The organism is Cereibacter johrii (assembly GCF_001720585.1).
Taxonomy (GTDB): domain Bacteria; phylum Pseudomonadota; class Alphaproteobacteria; order Rhodobacterales; family Rhodobacteraceae; genus Cereibacter_A; species Cereibacter_A johrii.
Genome location: NZ_MABH01000036.1, coordinates 1 through 20,728 on the forward strand (window position 1 = coordinate 1; position 20,728 = coordinate 20,728).

The 20,728-nt window shown below is 70.1% G+C and carries 21 protein-coding genes; 4 read left to right on the forward strand and 17 right to left on the reverse strand.

What is annotated here, in order from left to right; translation table 11 throughout:
• Positions 1-83 precede the first annotated feature (83 nt).
• Positions 84-1,277 carry an acyl-CoA dehydrogenase family protein gene (locus A9O63_RS02065; protein ID WP_069330439.1) on the reverse strand — a complete coding sequence of 398 codons (1,194 nt, stop codon included), beginning with the start codon at positions 1,275-1,277 and terminating at the stop codon, positions 84-86.
• 140 nt (positions 1,278-1,417) lie between these two features.
• Positions 1,418-2,320 carry a LysR substrate-binding domain-containing protein gene (locus A9O63_RS02070; protein WP_069330440.1) on the reverse strand — a complete coding sequence of 301 codons (903 nt, stop codon included), beginning with the start codon at positions 2,318-2,320 and terminating at the stop codon, positions 1,418-1,420.
• Between the two features lie 111 nt (positions 2,321-2,431).
• On the opposite strand from A9O63_RS02070, the gene A9O63_RS02075 reads away from it, so the two are divergent.
• A complete protein-coding gene (locus A9O63_RS02075) occupies positions 2,432-3,175 on the forward strand; it encodes an SDR family NAD(P)-dependent oxidoreductase (protein WP_069330441.1) in 744 nt (247 codons plus the stop codon).
• Between the two features lie 49 nt (positions 3,176-3,224).
• Here the strand turns inward: A9O63_RS02075 and A9O63_RS02080 are convergent, their stop codons facing one another.
• The 9 genes from A9O63_RS02080 to A9O63_RS02120 form a co-directional block, all read right to left on the reverse strand.
• Positions 3,225-4,025: an alpha/beta fold hydrolase gene (locus A9O63_RS02080; RefSeq protein ID WP_069330442.1), complete on the reverse strand. Its 801-nt coding sequence runs from the start codon at positions 4,023-4,025 to the stop codon at positions 3,225-3,227.
• A 10-nt stretch (positions 4,026-4,035) separates the two neighbouring features.
• Complete coding sequence (locus tag A9O63_RS02085) at positions 4,036-4,791, reverse strand: SDR family NAD(P)-dependent oxidoreductase (protein WP_002725033.1); 756 nt, start codon at positions 4,789-4,791, stop codon at positions 4,036-4,038.
• A 22-nt stretch (positions 4,792-4,813) separates the two neighbouring features.
• Positions 4,814-5,521, reverse strand: a complete 708-nt coding sequence (locus A9O63_RS02090; RefSeq protein WP_069330443.1) for an ABC transporter ATP-binding protein — start codon at positions 5,519-5,521, stop codon at positions 4,814-4,816.
• Entirely contained in the window at positions 5,508-6,290 is a 783-nt protein-coding gene (locus A9O63_RS02095; protein ID WP_069330444.1) for an ABC transporter ATP-binding protein, read from the reverse strand. Before A9O63_RS02095 ends, A9O63_RS02090 begins: the two co-directional genes overlap by 14 nt.
• Complete coding sequence (locus A9O63_RS02100) at positions 6,287-7,300, reverse strand: branched-chain amino acid ABC transporter permease (protein WP_069330445.1); 1,014 nt, start codon at positions 7,298-7,300, stop codon at positions 6,287-6,289. Before A9O63_RS02100 ends, A9O63_RS02095 begins: the two co-directional genes overlap by 4 nt.
• A complete protein-coding gene (locus A9O63_RS02105) occupies positions 7,300-8,181 on the reverse strand; it encodes a branched-chain amino acid ABC transporter permease (RefSeq protein WP_069330446.1) in 882 nt (293 codons plus the stop codon). The genes A9O63_RS02100 and A9O63_RS02105 overlap by 1 nt, the downstream gene beginning before the upstream one ends.
• Entirely contained in the window at positions 8,178-9,431 is a 1,254-nt protein-coding gene (locus A9O63_RS02110; protein WP_069330447.1) for an ABC transporter substrate-binding protein, read from the reverse strand. Before A9O63_RS02110 ends, A9O63_RS02105 begins: the two co-directional genes overlap by 4 nt.
• A 62-nt stretch (positions 9,432-9,493) precedes the next feature.
• Entirely contained in the window at positions 9,494-10,426 is a 933-nt protein-coding gene (locus tag A9O63_RS02115) for a beta-keto acid cleavage family enzyme (RefSeq protein ID WP_069330448.1), read from the reverse strand.
• Positions 10,427-10,435: 9 nt separating this feature from the next.
• Positions 10,436-11,371 carry a 3-hydroxyacyl-CoA dehydrogenase gene (locus tag A9O63_RS02120; RefSeq protein ID WP_069330449.1) on the reverse strand — a complete coding sequence of 312 codons (936 nt, stop codon included), beginning with the start codon at positions 11,369-11,371 and terminating at the stop codon, positions 10,436-10,438.
• A 172-nt stretch (positions 11,372-11,543) separates the two neighbouring features.
• Between A9O63_RS02120 and A9O63_RS02125 the strand changes: the two genes are divergently transcribed.
• Genes A9O63_RS02125 through A9O63_RS02135 form a run of 3 tightly spaced genes read left to right on the forward strand, consistent with a single transcriptional unit; the run spans position 11,544 to position 13,563 of the window.
• Positions 11,544-12,290 carry a GntR family transcriptional regulator gene (locus tag A9O63_RS02125; protein WP_002725050.1) on the forward strand — a complete coding sequence of 249 codons (747 nt, stop codon included), beginning with the start codon at positions 11,544-11,546 and terminating at the stop codon, positions 12,288-12,290.
• A gap of 3 nt (positions 12,291-12,293) precedes the next feature.
• Positions 12,294-13,085: an SDR family oxidoreductase gene (locus tag A9O63_RS02130; RefSeq protein WP_069330450.1), complete on the forward strand. Its 792-nt coding sequence runs from the start codon at positions 12,294-12,296 to the stop codon at positions 13,083-13,085.
• 13 nt (positions 13,086-13,098) lie between these two features.
• Entirely contained in the window at positions 13,099-13,563 is a 465-nt protein-coding gene (locus A9O63_RS02135; RefSeq protein WP_069330451.1) for an Lrp/AsnC family transcriptional regulator, read from the forward strand.
• Between the two features lie 14 nt (positions 13,564-13,577).
• On the opposite strand, the gene A9O63_RS02140 is transcribed toward A9O63_RS02135, so the two are convergent.
• The 6 genes from A9O63_RS02140 to A9O63_RS02165 form a co-directional block, all read right to left on the reverse strand.
• Positions 13,578-15,944 carry a transketolase gene (locus A9O63_RS02140; protein ID WP_069330452.1) on the reverse strand — a complete coding sequence of 789 codons (2,367 nt, stop codon included), beginning with the start codon at positions 15,942-15,944 and terminating at the stop codon, positions 13,578-13,580.
• A 338-nt stretch (positions 15,945-16,282) separates the two neighbouring features.
• Positions 16,283-17,185: an FAD:protein FMN transferase gene (locus A9O63_RS02145; protein WP_069330453.1), complete on the reverse strand. Its 903-nt coding sequence runs from the start codon at positions 17,183-17,185 to the stop codon at positions 16,283-16,285.
• 4 nt (positions 17,186-17,189) lie between these two features.
• Complete coding sequence (locus A9O63_RS02150) at positions 17,190-17,735, reverse strand: nitrous oxide reductase accessory protein NosL (protein WP_069330454.1); 546 nt, start codon at positions 17,733-17,735, stop codon at positions 17,190-17,192.
• On the reverse strand, positions 17,732-18,553 hold the full coding sequence (locus A9O63_RS02155; protein WP_069330455.1) for an ABC transporter permease: 822 nt from the start codon (positions 18,551-18,553) through the stop codon (positions 17,732-17,734). The genes A9O63_RS02150 and A9O63_RS02155 overlap by 4 nt, the downstream gene beginning before the upstream one ends.
• Positions 18,550-19,434 carry an ABC transporter ATP-binding protein gene (locus tag A9O63_RS02160; protein WP_069330456.1) on the reverse strand — a complete coding sequence of 295 codons (885 nt, stop codon included), beginning with the start codon at positions 19,432-19,434 and terminating at the stop codon, positions 18,550-18,552. Before A9O63_RS02160 ends, A9O63_RS02155 begins: the two co-directional genes overlap by 4 nt.
• Entirely contained in the window at positions 19,409-20,728 is a 1,320-nt protein-coding gene (locus A9O63_RS02165) for a nitrous oxide reductase family maturation protein NosD (RefSeq protein WP_069330457.1), read from the reverse strand. The genes A9O63_RS02160 and A9O63_RS02165 overlap by 26 nt, the downstream gene beginning before the upstream one ends.

The window sequence follows — 20,728 nt, forward strand, 5'->3', positions numbered from 1 at the left end:
CAGCGCCTCGGCCATCGCCGCGCCGAGGCCGCGACCGGCCCCGGTGACGACGGCGACCCGGCCCGTCAGGTCGAAGGGGCCGCTCATTGCTGGGCGGCCTGCTCTCTCCATTCGGCGAGGATCGGCACCGCGATGTCCTGCATGGCGATCGTGTCGACGAAGATATGCTGGGTCGCGGCATACATGTCGCGCATGCAGCGCCCGAGATCGCTCGGCTCGCGCAGCGCCTCGGAGCCGCCCATCGTGTAGCAGAAGCGCACGACCTCGGCCGCGACCTTGTGGACATAGATGCAGTTCTGCCGGAAGCGCGCGCGCATGGCGGGGGTGAGCTCGCCGCCCGCCTCCAGATACTCCTGGATCTCGGCATAGAAGCGCAGGGTGAAGTCGCGCGCCGCGTGATAGCTCGCCTCGTGATAGGCGAAATCGTGGCGGAAGACCTGCTGGTCGCCCAGAACGGTCTGATAGGCGGGGCGCTTCTTGCCGAAGGCGATGCGGGTGATCTCTTCCAGCGCGCGGCGCATCAGGCCGAGCGCCACCCCGGTGTGGCCCGCGCAGGCAAGCCCCGGGATGCCGATGTCGTAGAGCCGCCAGTCGCGCAGGCCGCGCTGGATCGCGCGCTCGTGGTGGAAGCCCGCGGGGATCGTGGCCTCCTCGAGCGTGTAATCGACGCTGCCCGTGCCGCGCAGGCCGAGCACGTTCCATTCGTTGTCGAACGTGACCTCCGAGGCCGGCCGCCAGCAGACGCGCACGACGGGGCTTCCGTCGGGCAGCTTGCGCATTCCGCCCTCGTCCATCACGAACATGCCCGCGCCGATCCAGGTCGCATGGAGCGAGCCGCTGCCGAAGCGATACTTGCCGCTGCCGTGAAGCGCGCCGTCGGTCTCCTTCGCCGAGCCGCCCGGCCCGAGCATCCCGGCCATGATCGGCAGCTCGGGGCCGCCGTAGATCTCGGCCACCGCCTCCTCGCTGCAATAGGCGTAGGGAACGGCGGTGCCGGTGGAATTGGCCATCAGCGACCAGCCGGCCGAGGCGTCGGCGGCGGCGATCTCTTCCCAGGCGCGCATGCAATCGGCCATGTCGGCCTGGGCGCCGCCCACCTTGCGCTCGAGGAGCATCCAGAAGAGGCCCGCCTCCTTGATCGCCTGCACCACCTTGGGCGTCATCGTGCCGAGCTGTTCCGAGGCCAGAGCCTCGGCCCGCACGAGGGGGGCGATGGCGCGGGCCCGTTCGGCCATCGTGTCCGCAGGAGCTGCGGAGATCGTGTTCTGCTGGTTCATGGCTTCTCTCTGCTGTTGCGCAGTCCGCCCCGATGCTCCTCCCGAACCCGTGCGGACCTCCTCCGTCCCCATGAGACGCCGGAGTGCTGGCGGCGGCAAATGCCGTCTGGGCGCGTCCACGATACCTTGCGGGCATCGGCTCAGGCCGGGGGCGCCTCGGCCTGTGCGCGCACCAGCTCGACCAGATGGGCCAGCGCCGGATTGGTATTGGCGCCGCGCCAGACCAGCTCCAGATCGACGGGCATGGTGAGATCGGCCAGGGGTCTGAGCACCACCCCGCTGGGCTCGGGCGGGCGGAAGGACAGGTTGAGGAAGGCAAGCCCCATGCCCGCATCGACGAGATTCATGATCGTGTTCTCGTTGTCGGCGACCTGCGCGATCCGCGCCGACACGCCCGCATCGCGCAGCCGCGTCATCAGCCGGTCGTAGATCACGGCATTGTTGCGCGGGTTGGGCAGGATCAGCGCCTGATCCGACAGATCCGTGAGGCGGATCCCCTCCCGCCGGGTCAGCGGATGATCGCGCGGCAGGGCCAGGGCATAGTCGTCCTCGCCGATCCGCAGCGTCTGGAAGTCCGTCCGCTCGCCGCGCGGGCGCAGGAGGAAGCCCGCATCGAGGCTGCCGCCGCGCAGCGCATCGACCTGAAGCTGCGACATGAGGAAATGGAGCTGGAGGCTCACCTCGGGGAAGGCGCGGCGGAAGGCCTGCAGGAAGCGCGGCATCTCGGGGCGGCGGCCGGCGATCTCGTTGAAGCCGATGTGCAGCGTGCCGAGCTCTCCTTGTGCGATGCGCCGCGCCCGGAGCCGGGCATTCTCGACCCGTTCGAGAATGTCGCGGCAATCCTCGAGGAAGGCCGCGCCCGCCCGCGTGAGGCTGATGCCGCGCGGCTCGCGCTCCAGCAGCGGCGTGCCCATCTCGGCCTCCAGATCGCGGATCTGCCGCCAGAGCGCGGGCTGCGACAGGTTCAGCCGCTCGGCCGCCCGGTGGAAGTTCAGCTCTTCCGCGACGGCCAGGAAGTAGCGGAAATGACGAGTCTGGAGCATCTAATACCTCAGCGGCATCGGCCGGGCCAGCCGAAGGTATTGGCATCCCGGCCGCCTTGCGCGCGACAGTCGGGCCGGTTCCGCAAGGTGCGGAGAAAGGGAGGATTCATCATGACCGGACGTCTGGCAGGCCGCAAGATCGTCATCACCGGAGCAGGCTCGGGCATCGGCCGCGAGGCCGCGCGCCAGTTCGCGCGCGAGGGGGCGACGCTGGCGCTGATCGACCGCGACGAGGCGGCGGCGCAGGTGACGGCGGACGAGACGGGGGGCCATGTCTTCGGTCTCGACGTGACCGACGAGGCGGCGGTCGAGACCGTCGTGGCCCGCGCGGCGGAGGCGCTCGGCGGCATCGACGGGCTGCTCAATTCGGCGGGCATCCTGACCATGAAGACCGTGGACGATATCGGCGTCGAGGAGTTCCGCCGTGTGGTGGATGTGAACCTGACGGGGACCTTCCTCGTCTGTCAGGCGGCGCTGCCGTGGCTGCGCAAGGAGCCGAAGGCCGCGATCGTCAACATCGCCTCGGCGCAGGCGCTCCTGCCCTCGCTGACCGGCTCGGCCTATGCCGCCTCGAAGGCCGCGGTGATGATGTTCTCGAAGAGCATCGCCAAGGAGCTGGCGCCTGCGGTGCGGGTGAACATCATCTGCCCGGGCGCGACCGAGACGCCGATGACCGATCAGGGTGTCGCGCCCGACGATGTGGCGGGCCGCAAGGCGCTGGCCGCGGTCTATGCGATGAACCGTCTGGCCCAGCCCGAGGAGATCGCGGCGGGCATCCTGTTCCTGATGTCGGACGAGGCTTCGGCCATCACGGGCGTGGCGCTCGCCATCGACAACGGCCGCACCTTCCACTGACGAAAAGGCCCGGACCCCCGCGGGGTCCGGGCCCTTGCGCGGGCGGGTCTCAGCCGCGCCGGTCCTTCAGCCAGTCCAGCATGATCCGGTTGAACTCGCCGTCGAACTCGACGTTCGGGAAGTGATAGCCGCCCGCGATCTCCTCGTAGCGCGCGCCGGGGATGCAGGAGGCGATCAGCCGGTTGTCGGCCGGCGGCGTGGTCGGATCCTCGGAGCCCGCCACCACCAGCACCGGAATGTCGATCTGCCCCAGCCGCGGCTCGACATTGTGGGTGAGGCAGGCGTTCATGCAGCCGAAATAGCCGTCGAGCTTGGTGCCGAGGAAGGTCTGGCGCAGCGCCTCCCACCGCAGCGGGCGCCGCTCGCGGAAGCCCGGGCCGTAGCGGCGCTCCATGTTGGCCGCGACGATGCTCTCGAGCGTACCGGACTCCCTCACCGCGCGGATCCGCCCCCTCATCAGCTCGGTGTCGCCCATCCATTTCGAGGCCGAGCAGCAGACCATGAGCGAGGCGAGCCGGCCGGGATGGTCGGCCGCGATCACCTGCCCGATCATGCCGCCCATCGACAGGCCGATCATGTGGACGCCGCTCTCGAACCCGAGCGCGTCGAGCACCGACAGCACGTCGCCCGCCAGCTCCTCGATCCGGTAGTCGCCGGGCGAGGCGCTGCTGCCGCCATGGCCGCGGGTGTCGATCCTGAGCACCTGGAACCCGGCTTCGAGCAGGGCGGGCACCTGCTCGGCCCACATGCCGTGGTCCGAGGTCAGCGAGTGGCTCATGCAGACGACCGGCGCGTCGGGCGCGCCGATCAGATCGTAATAGATCCAGTGGCTTCCGGTATTGTGCAGCATCTCGCGCCCCTCAGTAGAAGATCCGGCCGCCGTTGACGGTCAGCATCTGCCCGGTGATGCAGCGCGCCTCCTGGCTGGCGAGGAAGGTGATCGCATTGGCGATATCCTCGGGTTCGGCCAGATGGCCGAGCGGGATCTCGGCCAGCGCCGCATCGTAGACCTCCTTCGGCAGCTGCTTCGGGCCGCGCGTGTTGGTCACGCCGGGGGCGACCGCATTCACGGTGATGCCGAAGGGGGCGAGTTCGCGCGCAAGCCCGCGGGTGAAGCCCGAGACGCCCGATTTCGCCGCGACGTAATCGACGATGCTGCGCTCGCCCACCAGCGTCGAGTCCGACGAGATGTTCACGATGCGGCCGAAGCCACGCTCCTTCATGCCTTTGGCGACCGTCCAGGTGACGTAGAAAGTCACCATGAGGTTCAGATCCACCACGAAGTCCCAGGTCTCGGGCACGGAATCGAGGAATTCCGAGGCATTCTTGCGCGCTGTCTGGCCCACGTTGTTCAGAAGCAGGTCGATCGGCCCGAGCTCGGCCTCGACCTGGCCGATGGCAGCCTTGACGGCCGCGCGGTCGCGCATGTCGGTGACGACGGTCGTCACACGCCCGCCCTTGGCGCGGATCGCCTCGGCGGTCTCGGCCAGCGGGCCCTCCTCGATGTCGAGGATGCCCACGCGGGCGCCCTGCTCGGCGAATGCGATCGCGCTGGCGCGGCCGATCCCGTTCGCGCCGCCGGTGACGAGCGCGGTCCGTCCTTCGAACCTGGTCATGATGTCTCCTCCCAGAGATGTGTCAGGCAAGCGCCAGATGGCGGTTGCGGATGGTTTCGTCCCGGTCGAACTCGGCCCAGGAGCCCGAGAAGACGACCGATCCCGTGTCGAGCACATAGACCCGGTCGGTCGTCTGGCGGCCGAACCAGATGTTCTGCTCGACGAGAAGCAGGGTGATGCCCAGCTCGTCGCAGATCCGGGCCACGATTTTCGCCAGATCCTCGACGATGACGGGGGCGAGCCCCTCGGTCGGCTCGTCGAGGAGCAGGAGGCGCGGCCGCGCGGCCACGGCGCGGGCCACGGCCAGCATCTGCTGCTGGCCGCCGCTGAGCTGGCCGCCGAGACGCGCGCGCAGCGGACCGAGCATGGGGAACCACTCGTAGATCTGGGCCGCCGGCACCACCGGGCGGGCCGCCGAGGCACCGAACCGGCCGAGCTCGATATTCTCCTCCACCGTGATGTGGGTGAAGATGCGCCGGTCCTCGGGCACGAAGGCCACGCCGTCCTTGGCGCGGCGGAACCAGGCGCGGCTGCCGAGCGGGCGGCCCTCGATGGCAACGGTGCCCTCGACCTTCGGCCCCGAATTGGTGATGGATTTCAGCAGCGTGGACTTGCCGGCCCCGTTGCGGCCCAGCACGGTCGTGCGTCGGCCCTCGTCCACCGACAGGTCGATCCCGTGCAGGATGTGGCTCTGGCCGTAGAAGGCATCCAGCCGCTCAACCTTCAGCATGATACATGTCCTTGCCCAGATAGACCTCGCGCACCGTCTGGCTGTTGCGCACCTCGTCCACGGTGCCGGCGGCGATCACCTCGCCGTAGTTCAGCACCATCACCCGCTCGGAGATCGAGAAGATCACGTCCATGTCGTGCTCGGTCATGATGACGGCCACGCCCTTCTCGGCGCGGATGGAGAGGATCAGATCCACGATATGCATCCGGTCGGCGGGGGCCATGCCGGCGGTGGGCTCGTCGAGCATGAGGATCAGCGGATCGAGCGCGAGCGCGAGGGCAAGCTCCAGCCGCTTGCGGTCGCCGTGCGAGATGGTGGCGGCGACCTCGTGGCGCAGATGGGCGATGCCCAGTTGCGACAGGAGATGCCCCGCCTCCTCCACCAGCGCGGGCTCGGGGGCCGCGCGCCACCAGCGTCCCTGCCCCCGCTTCTTGCAGCGCTGGCGGGATTCGAGCGCCACGATCACATTGGCGAGCGCCGTCAGTTCGAGGAACACCCGCGAGACCTGGAAGGTGCGGCCCATGCCTTCGGCGGTGCGCAGATGGGCGGGCAACGCGGTCACATCCTTGCCGAGGAAGCGCACCTCGCCGCTCCGGCAGGAGATCTCGCCGGTCAGCGCCTTGAAGAGCGTGGACTTGCCCGCCCCGTTCGGGCCGATGATGGCCAGCGCGTCGCCCGCATCGACCGAGAGGCTCACGCCCTTGATGACCTCGAAGGCACCGTAGCTCACGCGCAGGTCGGTGGCGGTCAGGAGGGGGGTGCCGGTCATTTGCGGCCTCCTTTGCCGAGCGCGCGCCGGCGCAGCTTGCCCAGAAGCCCGAGGATGCCCGTGGGCGCCACGAGGATCACGACGACGAGGATGCCGCCCACCATGATCTCGGACAGGCCCGGGAAGCCGCGGGTGAAGTAGTTGATCGTGCTGAAGGCCGCCGAGCCCACGATCGGCCCCCAGAAGGAGGTGAAGCCGCCCAGAAGCGAGTTCAGGATCGGCTGGGTCGAGGCGAGCCAGTTCACCTGATCGAGCGTCACGATCCGGGTCAGCGGCGCCGAGAGCGCGCCCGCGAGCGCCGCGGTGCCGCCCGAGATCATGAAGGAGATCACCCGGTAGCGCGCCACGTCGATGCCCACGAAGCGGGCGCGGTCGGCATCCTCGCGGATCGCGCGGAAGGTGCGGCCGAGGCGCGAATGGACCACCCACCAGAGCGCCGCCACGATCAGGACGGTGGCCACGACGAGGAAGCGGTAATAATCGTCGCCATGGGTGAGGTCGATCCGGAACAGGCCCAGATCGATCACCGGACGGGGGATGTTGCCCAGCCCGTCCTGCTCTCCCAGCGCGGGCGAGAAGCCGATGATCTTGGCCATGGCCTCGGTCAGCGCCACGGTCAGCACCGCAAGGAAGATCCCCGTCAGCCGCTTCAGCGCCACGACCCCGATGGCCAGCGCCACCAGCGCACCGAGGAGGCCCGCCACCGCCAGCACGGCAAGGAACGGCAGGTGGAAATCGTAGCGCAGCGCCGCCCCGGTGAAATAGGCGCCGATGGCGAAGAAGCCGGCATGGCCGAAGCTCGCGAGCCCGGTGAAGCCGAAGAGCAGGTTCCAGGACAAAGCGAAGACCGCCTGGATCAGCGTCATGCCGATGACGAAGAGGATGCCCGGGTTCACGAGGCCCGGCGCGAGAAACAGCAGGACCACCAGCACGGCCAGGCACAGGAGCCCGAGACGCGTCTCGGTGCCGCTCCGCCGGCCCTCTGCCGCGGCGAGGGAGGCTTCAGACATCAGGTCGTTCCTTGTGCGGGGAAGAGGCCGTTCGGTTTCCACACGAGCGCGACGGCGAGGAGGATGTAGATCGCGATCCCGCCATATTGCGCCATGAAGGTGGCGTTGGCGCTCTCGACGATGCCGAGGAGGATGCAGGCGAGGAAGGTGCCGCGGATGCTGCCGAGCCCGCCGATCACCACCGCCATGAAGGCATAGAGCACGAACGAGGCCCCCACATGCGGCGACAGCGCCTGGTTCGGCACGAGGACGCCGCCCGCAAAGCCCGCCAGCACGAAGCTCGCCACCACCGACAGCATCAGGACGAGGGGCACGTTGATGCCCACCGTGCCGGCCATCCAGGGATCGTTCGAGACCGCGCGCATGATCTTGCCGGCCCAGGTGCGGTGCATGACGATCTCGAGCGCGGCATAGAGTGCAAGCCCGGTGCCGATCACGAAGAGCGTGTAGACCGAGATGTAGGAGCCGCCGACGACGATGGCGCGGTCGACCTCGGGCGGGGGCATGACGGCGAAATAGTCGGTGCCCCAGATGGCTTTCGCCACCCCCTCGCAGAAGAGCATCAGCCCGAAGGTCGCGATCAGCGCGTAATGGTAGTCGACGTTGCGCAGCCGGCGCAGCACCAGCACGTCCGTCAGATAGCCGAGCACCCCCACCGCCGCCGCGGCGACGAGCGCCACGGCGAGGAAGGTCCAGATCGAGGCCGGCCAGGCGCCTCCCACGCTGTAGGCGATATAGGCGCCCAGCATGAAGAAGGCGCCGTGGGCGAGGTTCAGGATCTTGAGGATCCCGAACACCCAGGTGAGGCCCGCCGCGACGAGGAAGAAGGCCATCCCCTGCGCCATGCCGTTGAACAGGACGAAGACGGCCTGCGAGCTCATTGCGGCAGCTCGGAGATGTCGAACGGCTTGCCGGGCGTGGCGGGCTCGATCATCTCGGCCGCATCGATGCTCACCACCTTGTTGAAGGCGAAGAAGGGATCCTCGCGCGAGGGGCCCATCTGGGAATAGTAGTTGGTGTTCACCAGCTGGTGGTCTTCCTTGCGGAAGCTGACCGGGCCGCCCACCGTCTCGAATTCCACATCCTCGATGGCCGCGAGAACCGCCTCGGTCTCGGTCGAGCCCGCGGCGCGGATGCCCTCGAAGATCGCCATGGCCGCGCGGTGGCCCGCCGCCACCTGCGCCGAGGGCATCTCGTCGCCCTTGAGCGTCACATAATCCTCGAAGAGCTGCTTGCTCACCGGATTGCTCGCGAAGGGCTCGGCATTGTGGATCCAGTGGCAGACCGACCAGAGGTTCGGGTGCGTGTTGCGCCCCATCGCCTTGCCGGTGATGTCGCCGTTGCCCACCTCGCCGATGGCCTTGAACTTGTCGTAGAGGCCGACGCTGCGCGCCTGCTGGAAGAAGCTGATCTGCGCCGAGGCCGCGATGCCGATATAGAGCCCCTCGGCATCCGAGCTCATGAGCTGGTTGATCTGGGTGCGGAAGTCGGTGGCGGTGGCCTGCGTGTAGATCGTGTCGAGCACCGTGGGCTTCTCGCCCGGCGCATATTTCTCGACCGCCTTGCCGAAGAAGAGCGCCGAGTCGCGCCCGAAATCGCCGTCGGGGGCGAGCGACACCCAGGTGCGGACGTCGGGGTTCTGCTCGATCAGCACCCGGCCGAGCGAGCTGTATTGCGTGTAGTTGTTGGCCGTGGCCCGGAAGATGTTGGGGTTGAAGAGCTCGTGCGTGACCGGCATGCCGGCCGCCGCCACGATGATGACGGCCATGTTCAGCTCGGGCGCGAGCGGGGCGAGGCCGAGCGCCGTTACGGTCTGCGAGCCGCCGAGCAGGAGGTTGATCCCGTCGCCCGCCAGCTCGCGCGCCACGGCGACCGATTCCGAGCTGTTGTACTTGTCGTCGCGGATCACGAGCTCGACCTCGCGGCCGAGAAGGCCTCCGGCCTTGTTGATCTGCATGGCCGCCACTTCGGTCCCGGCCAGCATCTGCTTGCCCACGGGCGCCCCCACGCCGCTCAGCGCGAAGGCCGCGCCGACGCGGATCGGCCCGGACTGGGCGCGCAGGTAGGTGGCGTTCATCCCCAGAAGCGCGGCGGCTCCGGCGAAGCTCTTCAGAACGGTTCTTCTTTTCATGAGCGTTTCCTCCCCCTTGACGGTGAGGCGGCAGGGCCGGCCTCACATGCGATGACGTGCTTTCAGAAGCCGACGTCGGCTCCGCCCTTCAGCGCGAGCATCCGGCGCGCCTCGTCGGGGCTGGCCACTTCGAGCCCCAGACCCTCGATGATCTTGCGCGCAAGGCGCACCTGCTCGGCGCTCGAGGTGGCGAGCCGGCCGCGGCCGGCCCAGAGCGAATCCTCGAGCCCCACCCGCACGTTGCCGCCCATGGCCGCGGCCTGCGCCACGATGCGCAGCTGCGCCGAGCCCGCGCCCAGCACCGACCAGCGGTAATCGGCGCCGAACAGCCGGTCGGCCGTCCGCTTCATGTGCGCCACATCCTCGGGATGGGTGCCGATGCCGCCGAGGATCCCGAAGACCGACTGGACGAAGAACGGCGGCTTCACGAGGCCGCGGTCCACGAAATGCGCGAGATTGTAGAGATGCGAGATGTCGTAGCACTCGAACTCGAAGCGCGTGCCGTTGGCCGAGCAGGAGGTGAGGATATATTCGATATCCTTGAAGGTGTTGCGGAACACCACATCCCGCGTCGCCTCGAAATGCGTGCGCTCCCAGTCGTATTTCAGGTCCGGGTAGCGCTCGATCAGCGGGAAGAGGCCGAAGTTCATCGAGCCCATGTTGAGCGAGGCCACCTCGGGCTTCAGCTGGGCCGCGGGCTTCACCCGCTCCTCGAGCTTCATGTGCGGCGAGCCGCCCGAGGTCAGGTTGATGACGGCGCTCGTGGCCTGCTTCAGCCGCGGCAGGAAGCGCATGAAGCCCTCGATCGTCTGGTCGGGGCGTCCGTCCTCGGGGTTGCGGGCATGAAGATGCAGGATCGAGGCGCCGGCCTCGGCCGCGCCGAGCGCGTCGGCCACGATCTCGTCGGGCGTGATCGGCAGGTGCGGCGACATGGACGGCGTATGGATGCCGCCTGTCACGGCGCAGGTGATGATGACCGGATCGGGCTTGGCCATGCGGGGCTCCTAGGATTGCAGGGATTGACGGCGGAAGGCGGCGAGCGCCATCAGCCGGCGGTCGCGCCACATCTGCCGGGCGCGCAGCGCCTCCTGCGGCAGGCGCGCGCGGCGGTCGGCCTCGATCCGGTCGAGCACCGGGCCGGACCAGTCGGCGCTTTCCCGCATCGTGTCGGTGAGCCTGCGGAACATCGGCTGGTAGCGGGCGACATAGTCCCGCACGCCCTCGGGCGCGTTCAGGTCGATGGTCTCGAACGGGCCCATGAAGACCCAGCGCATCGCCAGACCGTCGCGGAGGCAGGCATCCACCGCATCGGCCGAGGCCAGGCCCGCATCGACCAGCCGGAAGGCCTCGTCGAGCACCGCGGCCTGGATCCGGTTCAGCAGGAAGCCATCCACCTCGCGCTCGAGCCGCACCGGGCTCTGGCCGATCTCGCGCATCAGCGCCTCGGTCCGGGCCAGCGTCTCCTCGGCGGTCCAGGGGGCCGGCACCAGCTCGACCAGCGGAATGAGATGCGGCGGATTGACCGGATGGGCCACGAGGCAGCGGGCGGCCCCCGCGAGCCCCGCGGTGAAGGCCGAGGGCAGGAGCGCCGAGGAAGAGCTTGCGATCACCGCGTCCGGATCCGCCTGCGCGTCGAGCTCGGCGAAGAGCGCGGTCTTCAGGAGCAGATCCTCGGGGGCGCTTTCCTGGATGTGGCGGGCGCCGCGCAGGGCCGTGGCCATGTCCGGGGCGACGCGGATCCGCTCCAGCACGGCCTCGGGGGCGCGGCCGCCCAGCAGATCCGCGGCCGCCAGATCCGGCAGCATCTCGGCGATATAGGCGCGGGCGGCCTCGGCGGCGTCGGGCGCCGGATCCCACAGCCGGACCTCGTGCCCGGCGCGGGCCAGACAGATCGCCCAGCCCCGGCCGACGAAGCCGGTTCCAATCACTCCCACCGACATGAAGTGAGGCCCTCCCAAGCCGCTTACCGTCGTCTCCCGCTGCCACACTTCCCGCTTACCGGGCGTCGGTCAACCAAAATCGTGATCTGTGATCTCAATTTGCGGTACGGGAACTTTGTGCTATCGATGAGTCGGAGCGGGCACCGGGACCCGGCGTGAGGGGTGGGGAAGCATGACGGCAGATCTCGGTCAGATCGAATCGGTGACGATCCAGCTTCAGGTCTATAACCGCCTCCGCGAGGCGCTGTTCACCGGCAAGCTCCTGCCGGGCGAGAGCCTCACGATCCGCAATCTGGCCGCCATGCTGGGCACGAGCCCGATGCCCGTGCGCGAGGCGCTGCAGCGCCTCGTGGCGGAACATGCGCTGACGCAGCTGCCGAATCGGACCTTCTGCGTGACCCCCTTCACGGCCGCCATGTTCCGCGAGCTCATGCGGGTGCGGATGGCGGTCGAGGGGCTTGCCGCGAATCAGGCGGTGCGGCGCATCACGCCCGAGACCATCGCCCGCCTGCGCGAGATCAACCTCGAGATGAAGGCGGGCGTCGAGGAGGGCGTGCCCACCGCCGTGATGACCGCCAACCGCGCCTTCCATTTCACGCTCTACGAGAGCGCCGAGATGCCGCAGCTTCTCGACATCATCAACGGGCTGTGGCTGCGGGCCGGGCCCTATCTGATGAACGCCCACCGCAAGCTGGACAATCCGACGCCCTTCCTGCGCGCGGGCACCCTCTTTCACGAACGGATCATCGCCGCCTGCGAGCGCGGCACCCCCACGGCGGCGGCCCGCGCCATCGCCGGCGACATCTGGCATTCGGCCCGCTATTTCCGCCGGAACGTGGATGTCATCAACGAGGCCACGCCTCCGGCAGCCGCCACGCCGCGGCGCGGCCGGCGCCGGGCCGAACCGAGCGAGAGCTGAGCCATGGACCTGACCGGAAAGACCGCCCTCATCACCGCGGGCGCAGGAGGCATCGGCCTCGCCATCGCCCGCCGTTTCGCGGATCTGGGCGCGCGGCTCTGCCTCTGCGACATCTCCGAGACGGCCATCGCCGAAGCGCAGGCGCTTTTGCCCGAGGCGCTGATCCTGCGGGCCGACGTCGCGCGCTCGGCCGACGTGCAGGATGTGGTCGACCGGCTGGTCGAGCGGTTCGGCGGGCTCGACATCCTCGTCAACAATGCCGGCGTCTCGGGGCCCACCCGCCCCGTGGCCGAGATCACCGACGCCGAATGGAACGACACGCTCGCCGTCAATATCACGGCGATGTTCTACATGGTGCGCGCGGCCGTGCCGCTCTTCCGCGCGGCGGGCGGGGGCGCGGTCATCAACATGGGCTCGGTCGCGGGCCGCGTGGGGATGCCGCTGCGCCTGCCCTATTCGGTGTCGAAATATGCCGTGCGCGGCCTGACCGAGACGCTCGCCATCGAGCTGGGCGAGATCGGCGTGCGGGTCAATGCGATCCTGCCGGGGCTGGTCGACGGGCCGCGGGGGCGGCGCATCATCGCCGAGCAGGCGCGGGAGCGCGGCCTGTCGCCCGAGGAATATACCCGGCTCTTCCTGCACAATATCTCGATGCATTCGATGGTGCAGATGGAAGAGGTGGCCGACATGGCGGCCTTCCTCGCCTCGGATCTCGCGCCGCATGTCTCGGGCCAGATGATCGGCGTCTGCGGCAATTTCGAAAGCTACCGCGCACCGCTGACCGTGCCCGCCTGACCGGAGGAGCCGCATGGGCAAGACGCTCGACCCGCTCGACCGCCGTATCCTCGCGCAGCTGCAGGAGGACGGGCGGCTCACGCATCGCGAGCTGGCCGACCGGGTGGGCCTGTCGCCCACGCCCTGCGCCCGCCGGGTGCGGATGCTCGAGGAGGCGGGCTACATCACCGGCTTCACCGCGCTTCTGGATGAGGCGCGCCTCGGCTTCGGCTTCTCGGTCTTCGTCTCGGTCAAGCTCGACCGGCAGATCGGCGACCAGTTGGCCACCTTCGAGAAGGCCATCGCGCTCTGCCCCGAGGTGGTCGATTGCTGGCTGATGACCGGCAACCGCGACTATCTCCTGCGGATCGCGGTGGCGGATCTTGCGGAATACGAGCGGTTCCTGACCGGGCGGCTGACGAAGATCCCGGGCGTGGCCTCGCTCGAATCCTCGATCCCGATCCGCCGGGTGAAGGGGCGCCAGTCCCGTCTGGTCTGACCGCCCCGCCCCCGTCAGGCCCGCGCGGGGATCCGGCGGCCCTCCGTCAGCCCCGAGACCCGCTCGACGATGCTGCGGGCATCGATGCCGAAATGGCGGTAGAGATCGCCGATGGTGCCGGTCTGGCCGAAATGCTCGACCCCGAGCGAGAGCGTGCGGTGCCCGCGCACCCCGCCGAGCCAGGCCAGCGTCGCCGGATGGCCATCGATCACCGTGACGATCAGACAGTCGCGCGGCACATCGGCCAGCAGCCGCTCGACAAGGGCGCTGGCCCCGGTCTCGCCCAGGGCGCGCGCCCGCTGCGCCGCGGTCCAGCCCGCGTTCAGCCGGTCGGCGGAGGTCACGGCCAGCACGCCCACGTCGCGGCGCGCCTCGGCCATCTGGCCCGCGGCGCGGATCGCCTCGGGCGCCACCGCCCCCTGATAGGCGATCACCACCTCGCAGTTGCTGCCCGGCGGGCGCAGCCAGTAGCCGCCGTCCACCGCGCCCTGCCGGAAGGCATCGTCGTGCCGCCGCCCCGGCTGCTCGAGCGGGTTCGTCGTCAGCCGCAGATAGACCGAGCCGCCGGTCGCATCCCGGAGCCAGGTGCGGGGATCCCGCCCCTCGTGGCCGTCGCGCTGGAGATAGTCGAAGGCCCACTCCATGATGACGGCCAGCTCGTCCACGAAGGCGGGCTCGAAGGCCGCGAGCCCGTCCTGCGCCATGCCGATCAGCGGCGTCGAGATCGACTGGTGCGCGCCGCCCTCGGGGGCCAGCGTCACCCCCGAGGGCGTGCCCGCGATCAGGAAGCGCGCATCCTGATAGCAGGCATAGTTCAGCGCATCGAGGCCGCGGCAGACGAAGGGATCGTAGACCGTGCCCACCGGAATGAGCCGCCGCCCGAAGAGCGCATGCGAAAGGCCCGCCGCGCCGAGGGTCAGGAAGAGGTTCATCTCGGCGATGCCGAGCTCGATATGCTGGCCCTCGGGGCCCGCGTCCCATTTCGCGGTCGAGGCGATGCGCCGCTCGCGGAAGCGGTCGGCGCGGGGGGCGCGGGCGAACAGGCCGCGGCGGTTCACCCAGGGGCCGAGGCCCGTGGTGCCGGTGACATCGGGCGAGGTGGTGACGATGCGCGCGGCCAGCGGGCTGTCGCCGCGGGCAAGCTCGTCGAGGATCTTGCCGAAGGCCGCCTGGGTCGAGATCTCGCGCTCGGAAGACAGCGCGATCGGCGGCACGGCGAGGGGCGCGTCGGTCGTCCGCCGCGGGCCCGCCGCGAAGAAGGGCACGGAGCGCAGGAAGCGCCGCAGCGCCTCGGGATCCGCAACGCCCGCGAGCGGCTCCCATTCCTGCCCCTCGGGCACCCCCATGCGGCGCTGCCAGTCGGCCATCTGCGCCTTGGTCATCAGCCCGCCGTGGTTGTCCTTGTGCCCGGCGATGGGCGTGCCCCAGCCCTTGACCGTGTAGGCGAGGAAGCAGGTCGGCCGGTCGTGATCCACCGCGGCGAAGGCCTCGGCCATCGTGTCCACGCAATTGCCGCCGAGGTTCTCCATCAGCAGCGCCAGCTCTTCGTCGCTGCGGCGGCCGATCAGCGCATTGACCTCGCCCTGATCGCCCAGATCCTCCATCAGCTGCGCGCGCCAGACCGCACCGCCCTCGTAGGTGAGCGCGGAATAGAGGTCGTTCGGGCAGCCGTCGATCCAGGCGCGCAGCCGCTCGCCCCCCGGCTCGGCGAAGGCCGCGCGCTGCAGGACGCCGTGCTTGAGCCGCACCACCTCCCAGCCGAAGGCGGTGAAGAGGCCCTCGATCCGGCTCCAGAGCCCCTCCTGCACCACCCCGTCGAGCGACTGGCGGTTGTAATCGACGATCCACCAGCAGTTGCGCAGCCCGTGCTTCCAGCCCTCCTGCAGGCATTCGTGGATGTTGCCCTCGTCGAGCTCGGCGTCGCCCATCAGCGCGATCATCCGCCCCGGCGCCACATCGGCGCCCCAGGGCTTGGCGCGGACATAATCCTGGATCAGCGAGGCGAAGGCGGTGATGGCCACCCCGAGCCCGACCGAGCCGGTCGAGAAATCCACGTCGTCCGTGTCCTTGGTGCGGCTCGGATAGGATTGCCCCCCGCCGTAGCCGCGGAAATTCTCCATCTTCGCGCGGTCGAGATTGCCCATGAGATACTGCATCGCATGGAAGAGCGGCCCGGCATGGGGCTTGACCGCCACCCGGTCCTCGGGACGCAGCGCCGAGAAATAGAGCGCGGTCAGGATCGAGACCATCGAGGCGGACGAGGCCTGATGGCCGCCCACCTTGATCCCGTCGACCTTCGGCCGGATGTGGTTCGCATGGTGGATCATCCAGTGCGACAGCCACAAGAGCCGCTGCTCGATCGCCTTCAACTCAGCCTGCATGGTCGTCTCCTCCGTCCCGCCCCAAGGATAGGAGAAGCCGGGCGCCGCTTCTCACCAAAATCGGCGCCGCGGCGGGAAAGATTGGAGCCTTGCGCCAGAAGTTCCTCGCGGATGAGCGGAAGGCGCCAAGGCCCCGCCCGAGAGAGCCGCGAATGCGGCGCCGCCTTCACGCCGCGCCGGTCAGGCGGGAAGGCGCACGGTCGCGGCGAGGCCGTCGCTCCGGCCCGGGCAGGTGGTGCCCGATCCGGGCAGCCTCGCCGCGGTCGGGATCGGGCGGGAAGAGCGGCGGCGGCCAAAGGACAGGACGTGACCGGCCTCCGGGCCGCCTCCGGAGGAGGTCAGACCAGGGCCACGAGGCGGAGGCCCGGCAGCGCGGCCAGCGCCGCCTCGATCTCCGCCCGGTCCATCAGGCAGAAGGCGGTGCTTGCCGCATCGGCGAGCGCCGCCCTCGGGCCGGTCACGCTGACAAGGCGCCAGCGGGCGAGGCCCGGCCTGCCCGTCCGCGGGTCAAGGATATGGCCCGCCCTGCCCTCCGCATCGAAGGTCGTGCCGAGCGGCGCCGAACTTGCGAGCGCGGCCGAGCGCAGCTCGAGATGCCCCGCCTCCTCGGCCAGCGTCACCGGCCAGCCGCCCCCTCCCGGACGGCCCGCCGGAGCCGCCAGCTCGCCCGTATCGACCAGCACATCCTGCAGCCCCTCGGCGGCGAGGAGCGCCGCCACGCGGTCGGCGATATAGCCCTGCGCGATCCCGTTCAGCGTCAGCGCCATGCCGCGGCCGAGCCGCACCTCGTCCGCGTCGAAAACCACGCGTTCCCAGCCGGTGCAGGCCTGCGCCGCCTCGATCTCCTCGGCCGAGGGGGCCGCCCCCGCGGCAAAGCGCGCGGCATGGAGCTGCCAGAGCGGCTGGACGGTGGGATCGAAGCGCCCGCCCGTCGCCGCATGGACGCGGCCCGCGAGCGTCAGGCAGTCGAGCAGCTCGAAGGCGGGCGCGGCAAGGCGCCCGGTCTCGTTCAGCCGCAGAAGCTCGGACGGCCGGTGCAGGCTGAAGATCGCCTCCAGCCGCGCGATCTCGGCCATGGCCCGGGCGCCGATCGCCTGCGCCTCGGGGTGGGCGAGCAGGATCTCGACCCGGGTTCCCAAAGCCTGCCCGCGGATGCGCGCAAGCGGCGGGGCGGCCTCGGCGGGGCCGGCGAGGACCGCGGCCGAGGCGGCGGCGATGGTCAGGAAACGGCGGCGGTTCATGGCGTCACTCCGTGGCCGGAGCCGGAAGGCGGCCCAGCATCTGTTCGTAATCGGCCTCGTCGCCGGCCTCGGCGGGCGCGAGCAGGGCCTCGTCGGGAACATCGTCCAGCGTGACCACCCGCCCGCCGTGGCGCGCGGCGAAGGCTTCGGCTTCGGCGGCCTCGGCGAAGGGGACGAGCTCCGGCGCGCCCATGCCGCCTGCCGCGTCCGAGCCCTCGACGTAAGAAGCGCCCTCGGCCGGGATCCAGTTCAGGGCGCCCGGCGTCTGCCAGCTCGCGCCGGGGGCGCCCATGTCGTTGACATAGACCGCGAGGATCGCCGCGCTCTGCTCGGGCATCCGCTGGTAGGCCAGCGCATCGCGCACCTGACTGAAGAAGAGCGGCGGGCCGAAGTCGAGATGCACCTGCGCCTTGGGGCCGGGATGTTCGAGCAGGTTCATCTGGCAGTAATGGCCCACCGCCTCGGGGGTGAGGGCCACGGGATCGGGACGCGCCGTCTCCTCGCGGCAGGCGGCGAGGAGGAGGAGGAGCGCGAGGGCCAGCCGTCTCATGGCGTCACCCGGCGGAAGGCGGCCACCGCCAGCCCCAGCGCCACCAGCGGCCAGAGGAGGACCGAGGCCAGCGCCTGAAGCGGCGGGATCGCCGCCGCGGCCCCGCCCACGCCGGCGGCGGCGGCCGTGGCCTCGGAGGCCGCGAGATTGTAGAGCCGGAAGGCATCGGCGGGATTGCCGAGCAGGAGCCACGGGAAGACATGGGTGGTGAAGGCGCCGCCGTCGTCGGCCACCACCGCCGCCAGAAGCCCCAGATCCCACAGCACGATCAGCCCGAGCCAGAGCCCGATCGCCATGCCCGCGGCCGCGCCCGGCCGCCGGGCCAGCGCCGAGACCGCATAGCCCGCGGCAAGGAAGGCCGCGCCCAGCAGGAGCGAGCTCCAGAACAGGCGGAACAGCGCGGGCAGCCCCGCCAGCGCCCCCGGATCGACCGCGAGCGCGGCCGCCGCGGCCAGCCCGTAGCCCACCGCCACGGCCAGCGAAAGGATCGCCAGATGCGCCACGAACTTGCCCATCAGCAGCTCGGCCCGCGAGACGGGATAGGTGAGCACGAGCGGCAGCGTGCCGCGCTCGACCTCGCCCGCCACCGCGTCGAAGGACATCAGAAGCGCCACCAGCGGCACCAGATAGACGGCGAGGCTGGTGAGGCTCGCCACCGTCACCGACAGCCGGTCGGCGCCGAGCACCCCGGTGGGCGCCGAACCCGCGGCCGACAGCACGAGCGAGAAGACCGCCATCAGCCCCACGACGATGGCGACCCAGCGGTTGCGCAGCGCGATGCGCGCCTCGGCCGCGGCGGATGCGAGGATGCGGCTCATGACGGCCTCCGGCTGTAGTGGGTGTAAAGGTCCTCGAGGCTCGGCGGCAGGATCTCGACATCCTCGACCATGGGCCCGAGCGCGGTGATCGCGCCCAGCCGGTCGAGCTTCTCGTCGGGCCGGCAGGAGAGATCGACCAGAACGCCGTTGCGCCGCCCGCCCTGCAGCCGATGGGCCACCTCGTCCGCGGCCCCCGGCCGGGCCGAGACCTGCAGCCGGATCGGCAGCGCCGCCTGCCGCCGGAGATTGGCCAGCGTGTCGTTCGCCATCAGCCGCCCGCCCGAGAGGATCGCGATCCGGTCGGTGCGCGCCTCGACCTCGGTCAGGGCGTGAGAGGACAGAAGGATTGCGGCCCCGTCCGCGGCCAGCTCGGCCAGAAGCGCGTAGAAATCGCGCCGCGACACCGGGTCGAGGCCGCTCGTCGGCTCGTCGAGCACCAGAAGCCGGGGATGGCCGATCAGCGCCTGCGCAAGGCCCACGCGCTGCCGCATCCCCTTGGAATAGGTGCCGATCCGGCGCTGCGCGGCAGGGCCGAGCCCCACGCGGTCAAGAAGCGCCCCCGCCTTGGCCGGATCCTCGCCGCGCAGGCGCAGATAATAGCGCAGCGTCTCGGCCCCGGTCAGCGCGGGATGGAAGGCCGCATTCTCGGGCAGGTAGGCGGTGAGCGCGCGCGCGGCATGGCTGCCCGGCGCGTGGCCGCCCACGGAGATCCGGCCGCCGTCGGCCGCGATCAGCCCCAGCACCAGCTTCATCAGCGTGGACTTGCCCGCGCCGTTGTGGCCCAGAAGCGCCACGCGCTCGCCGGGGGCCACGGCGAAGCTCACCGCGTCGAGGGCGGTCAGCCCGCCGAAGGTCCTAGTGACCTGCGAGAGTGTCAGCATCGGAAGTCTCTCCTTGCGGCCAGGGGGGCACGGCCGCCTCGAGGCGGGCCACGTCGTCGGGCACGGGAATGTCGATGGGCGCCATCAGCGGATGCGAGTCGCGCACGCCGCCGGGCAGGGTCGCGGGGAAGCTCGCCTGGCTCCAGCGGATGAGCTGCACGGCGGGCGAGCCCACCAGCAGCGCGGCCGCGGGCTGGGACCACAGGATATGGTCCATCAGGTCGTTCGGGCGGAAGGTCGCGTCGGCGATCCCGTCTCCGTCGAGATCGTAGGCCGGATGGTCCGACCAGAAGTTGCCGCGGCCCTCGTGGCTCCACTCGACAAGTTTCGTGCCCACATGCTTGACCTGCGTGCGGTTGCCCACGAAGGCGTTGCCGGTCAGCATGTTGCGCTCGGATCCGGCGGTGAAGTGGATGCCTGTGCCGCAGCCCTCGAAGCGGTTGTCGTGGATGACGTTGCGGTGGGCATTGTAGATGAAGGTGCATTTGCCGGTGCCGCCGCGCACCAGATTGCGCGCCACCTCGGCATTGTTGACGTAGTTCAGCATCACCCCGTGGTCGCGGTCGCGCAGGCTGAGGTTGTCCGTCACCGTCAGGTGGTGCGAATACATCAGCGCATAGCCGAGATGGTTGCCGATCGAGATGTTGCCCGTCACCTCGGAGTGGTGGGCATACATGTAGTGGATGGCGAAGCGCAGGTTCCGCATCCGGTTGTTGCGGAAGATGTTGCGGTCCGAGACGTTCACGAAGATCCCGTCGCGCCCGAGGCTGATGTCGTTTTCCTCGACGATCAGGCCCGGCGCGTTCCAGACATAGATGCCGTTGCCGCGCGCGTTCATGCGCGCATCCTCGCGGCCCACGATCAGGTTGCGGCTGACCCGCGCGTCGGTGGCGCCGTGGATGTCGACGCCCACGAGGTTGCCGAACAGGCGGTTGTCCTCGACCACCGGCCGCATGGCCCCCTTCAGGAGCCGCACGCCCGCATCGATCTCCTCGTGCGACGAGCCGGAGCCGCGGATCTCGAGCCCGGCGATGCGGACGTCGGGCGCGGTGACGGTGAGGACCGATCCCCGGCCCCCGCCATCCACCACCGCGCCCTCGCGGCCCAGAAGCGTGAGCGGCCGGTCGAGCAGCACCGGGCCCTCGTGGCGGCCCGGCGCAAGGATCAGCACGTCGCCGGGGGCGGCCCCGGCGACGGCGGATTTCAGCGCCCCGGCCTCGGCCGGCACCGTCCGTTCGGCCGCACAAAGCGGGCCGGCCAGCAGGCAGAGCGCAAGGACGAGGCAGCGCATCAT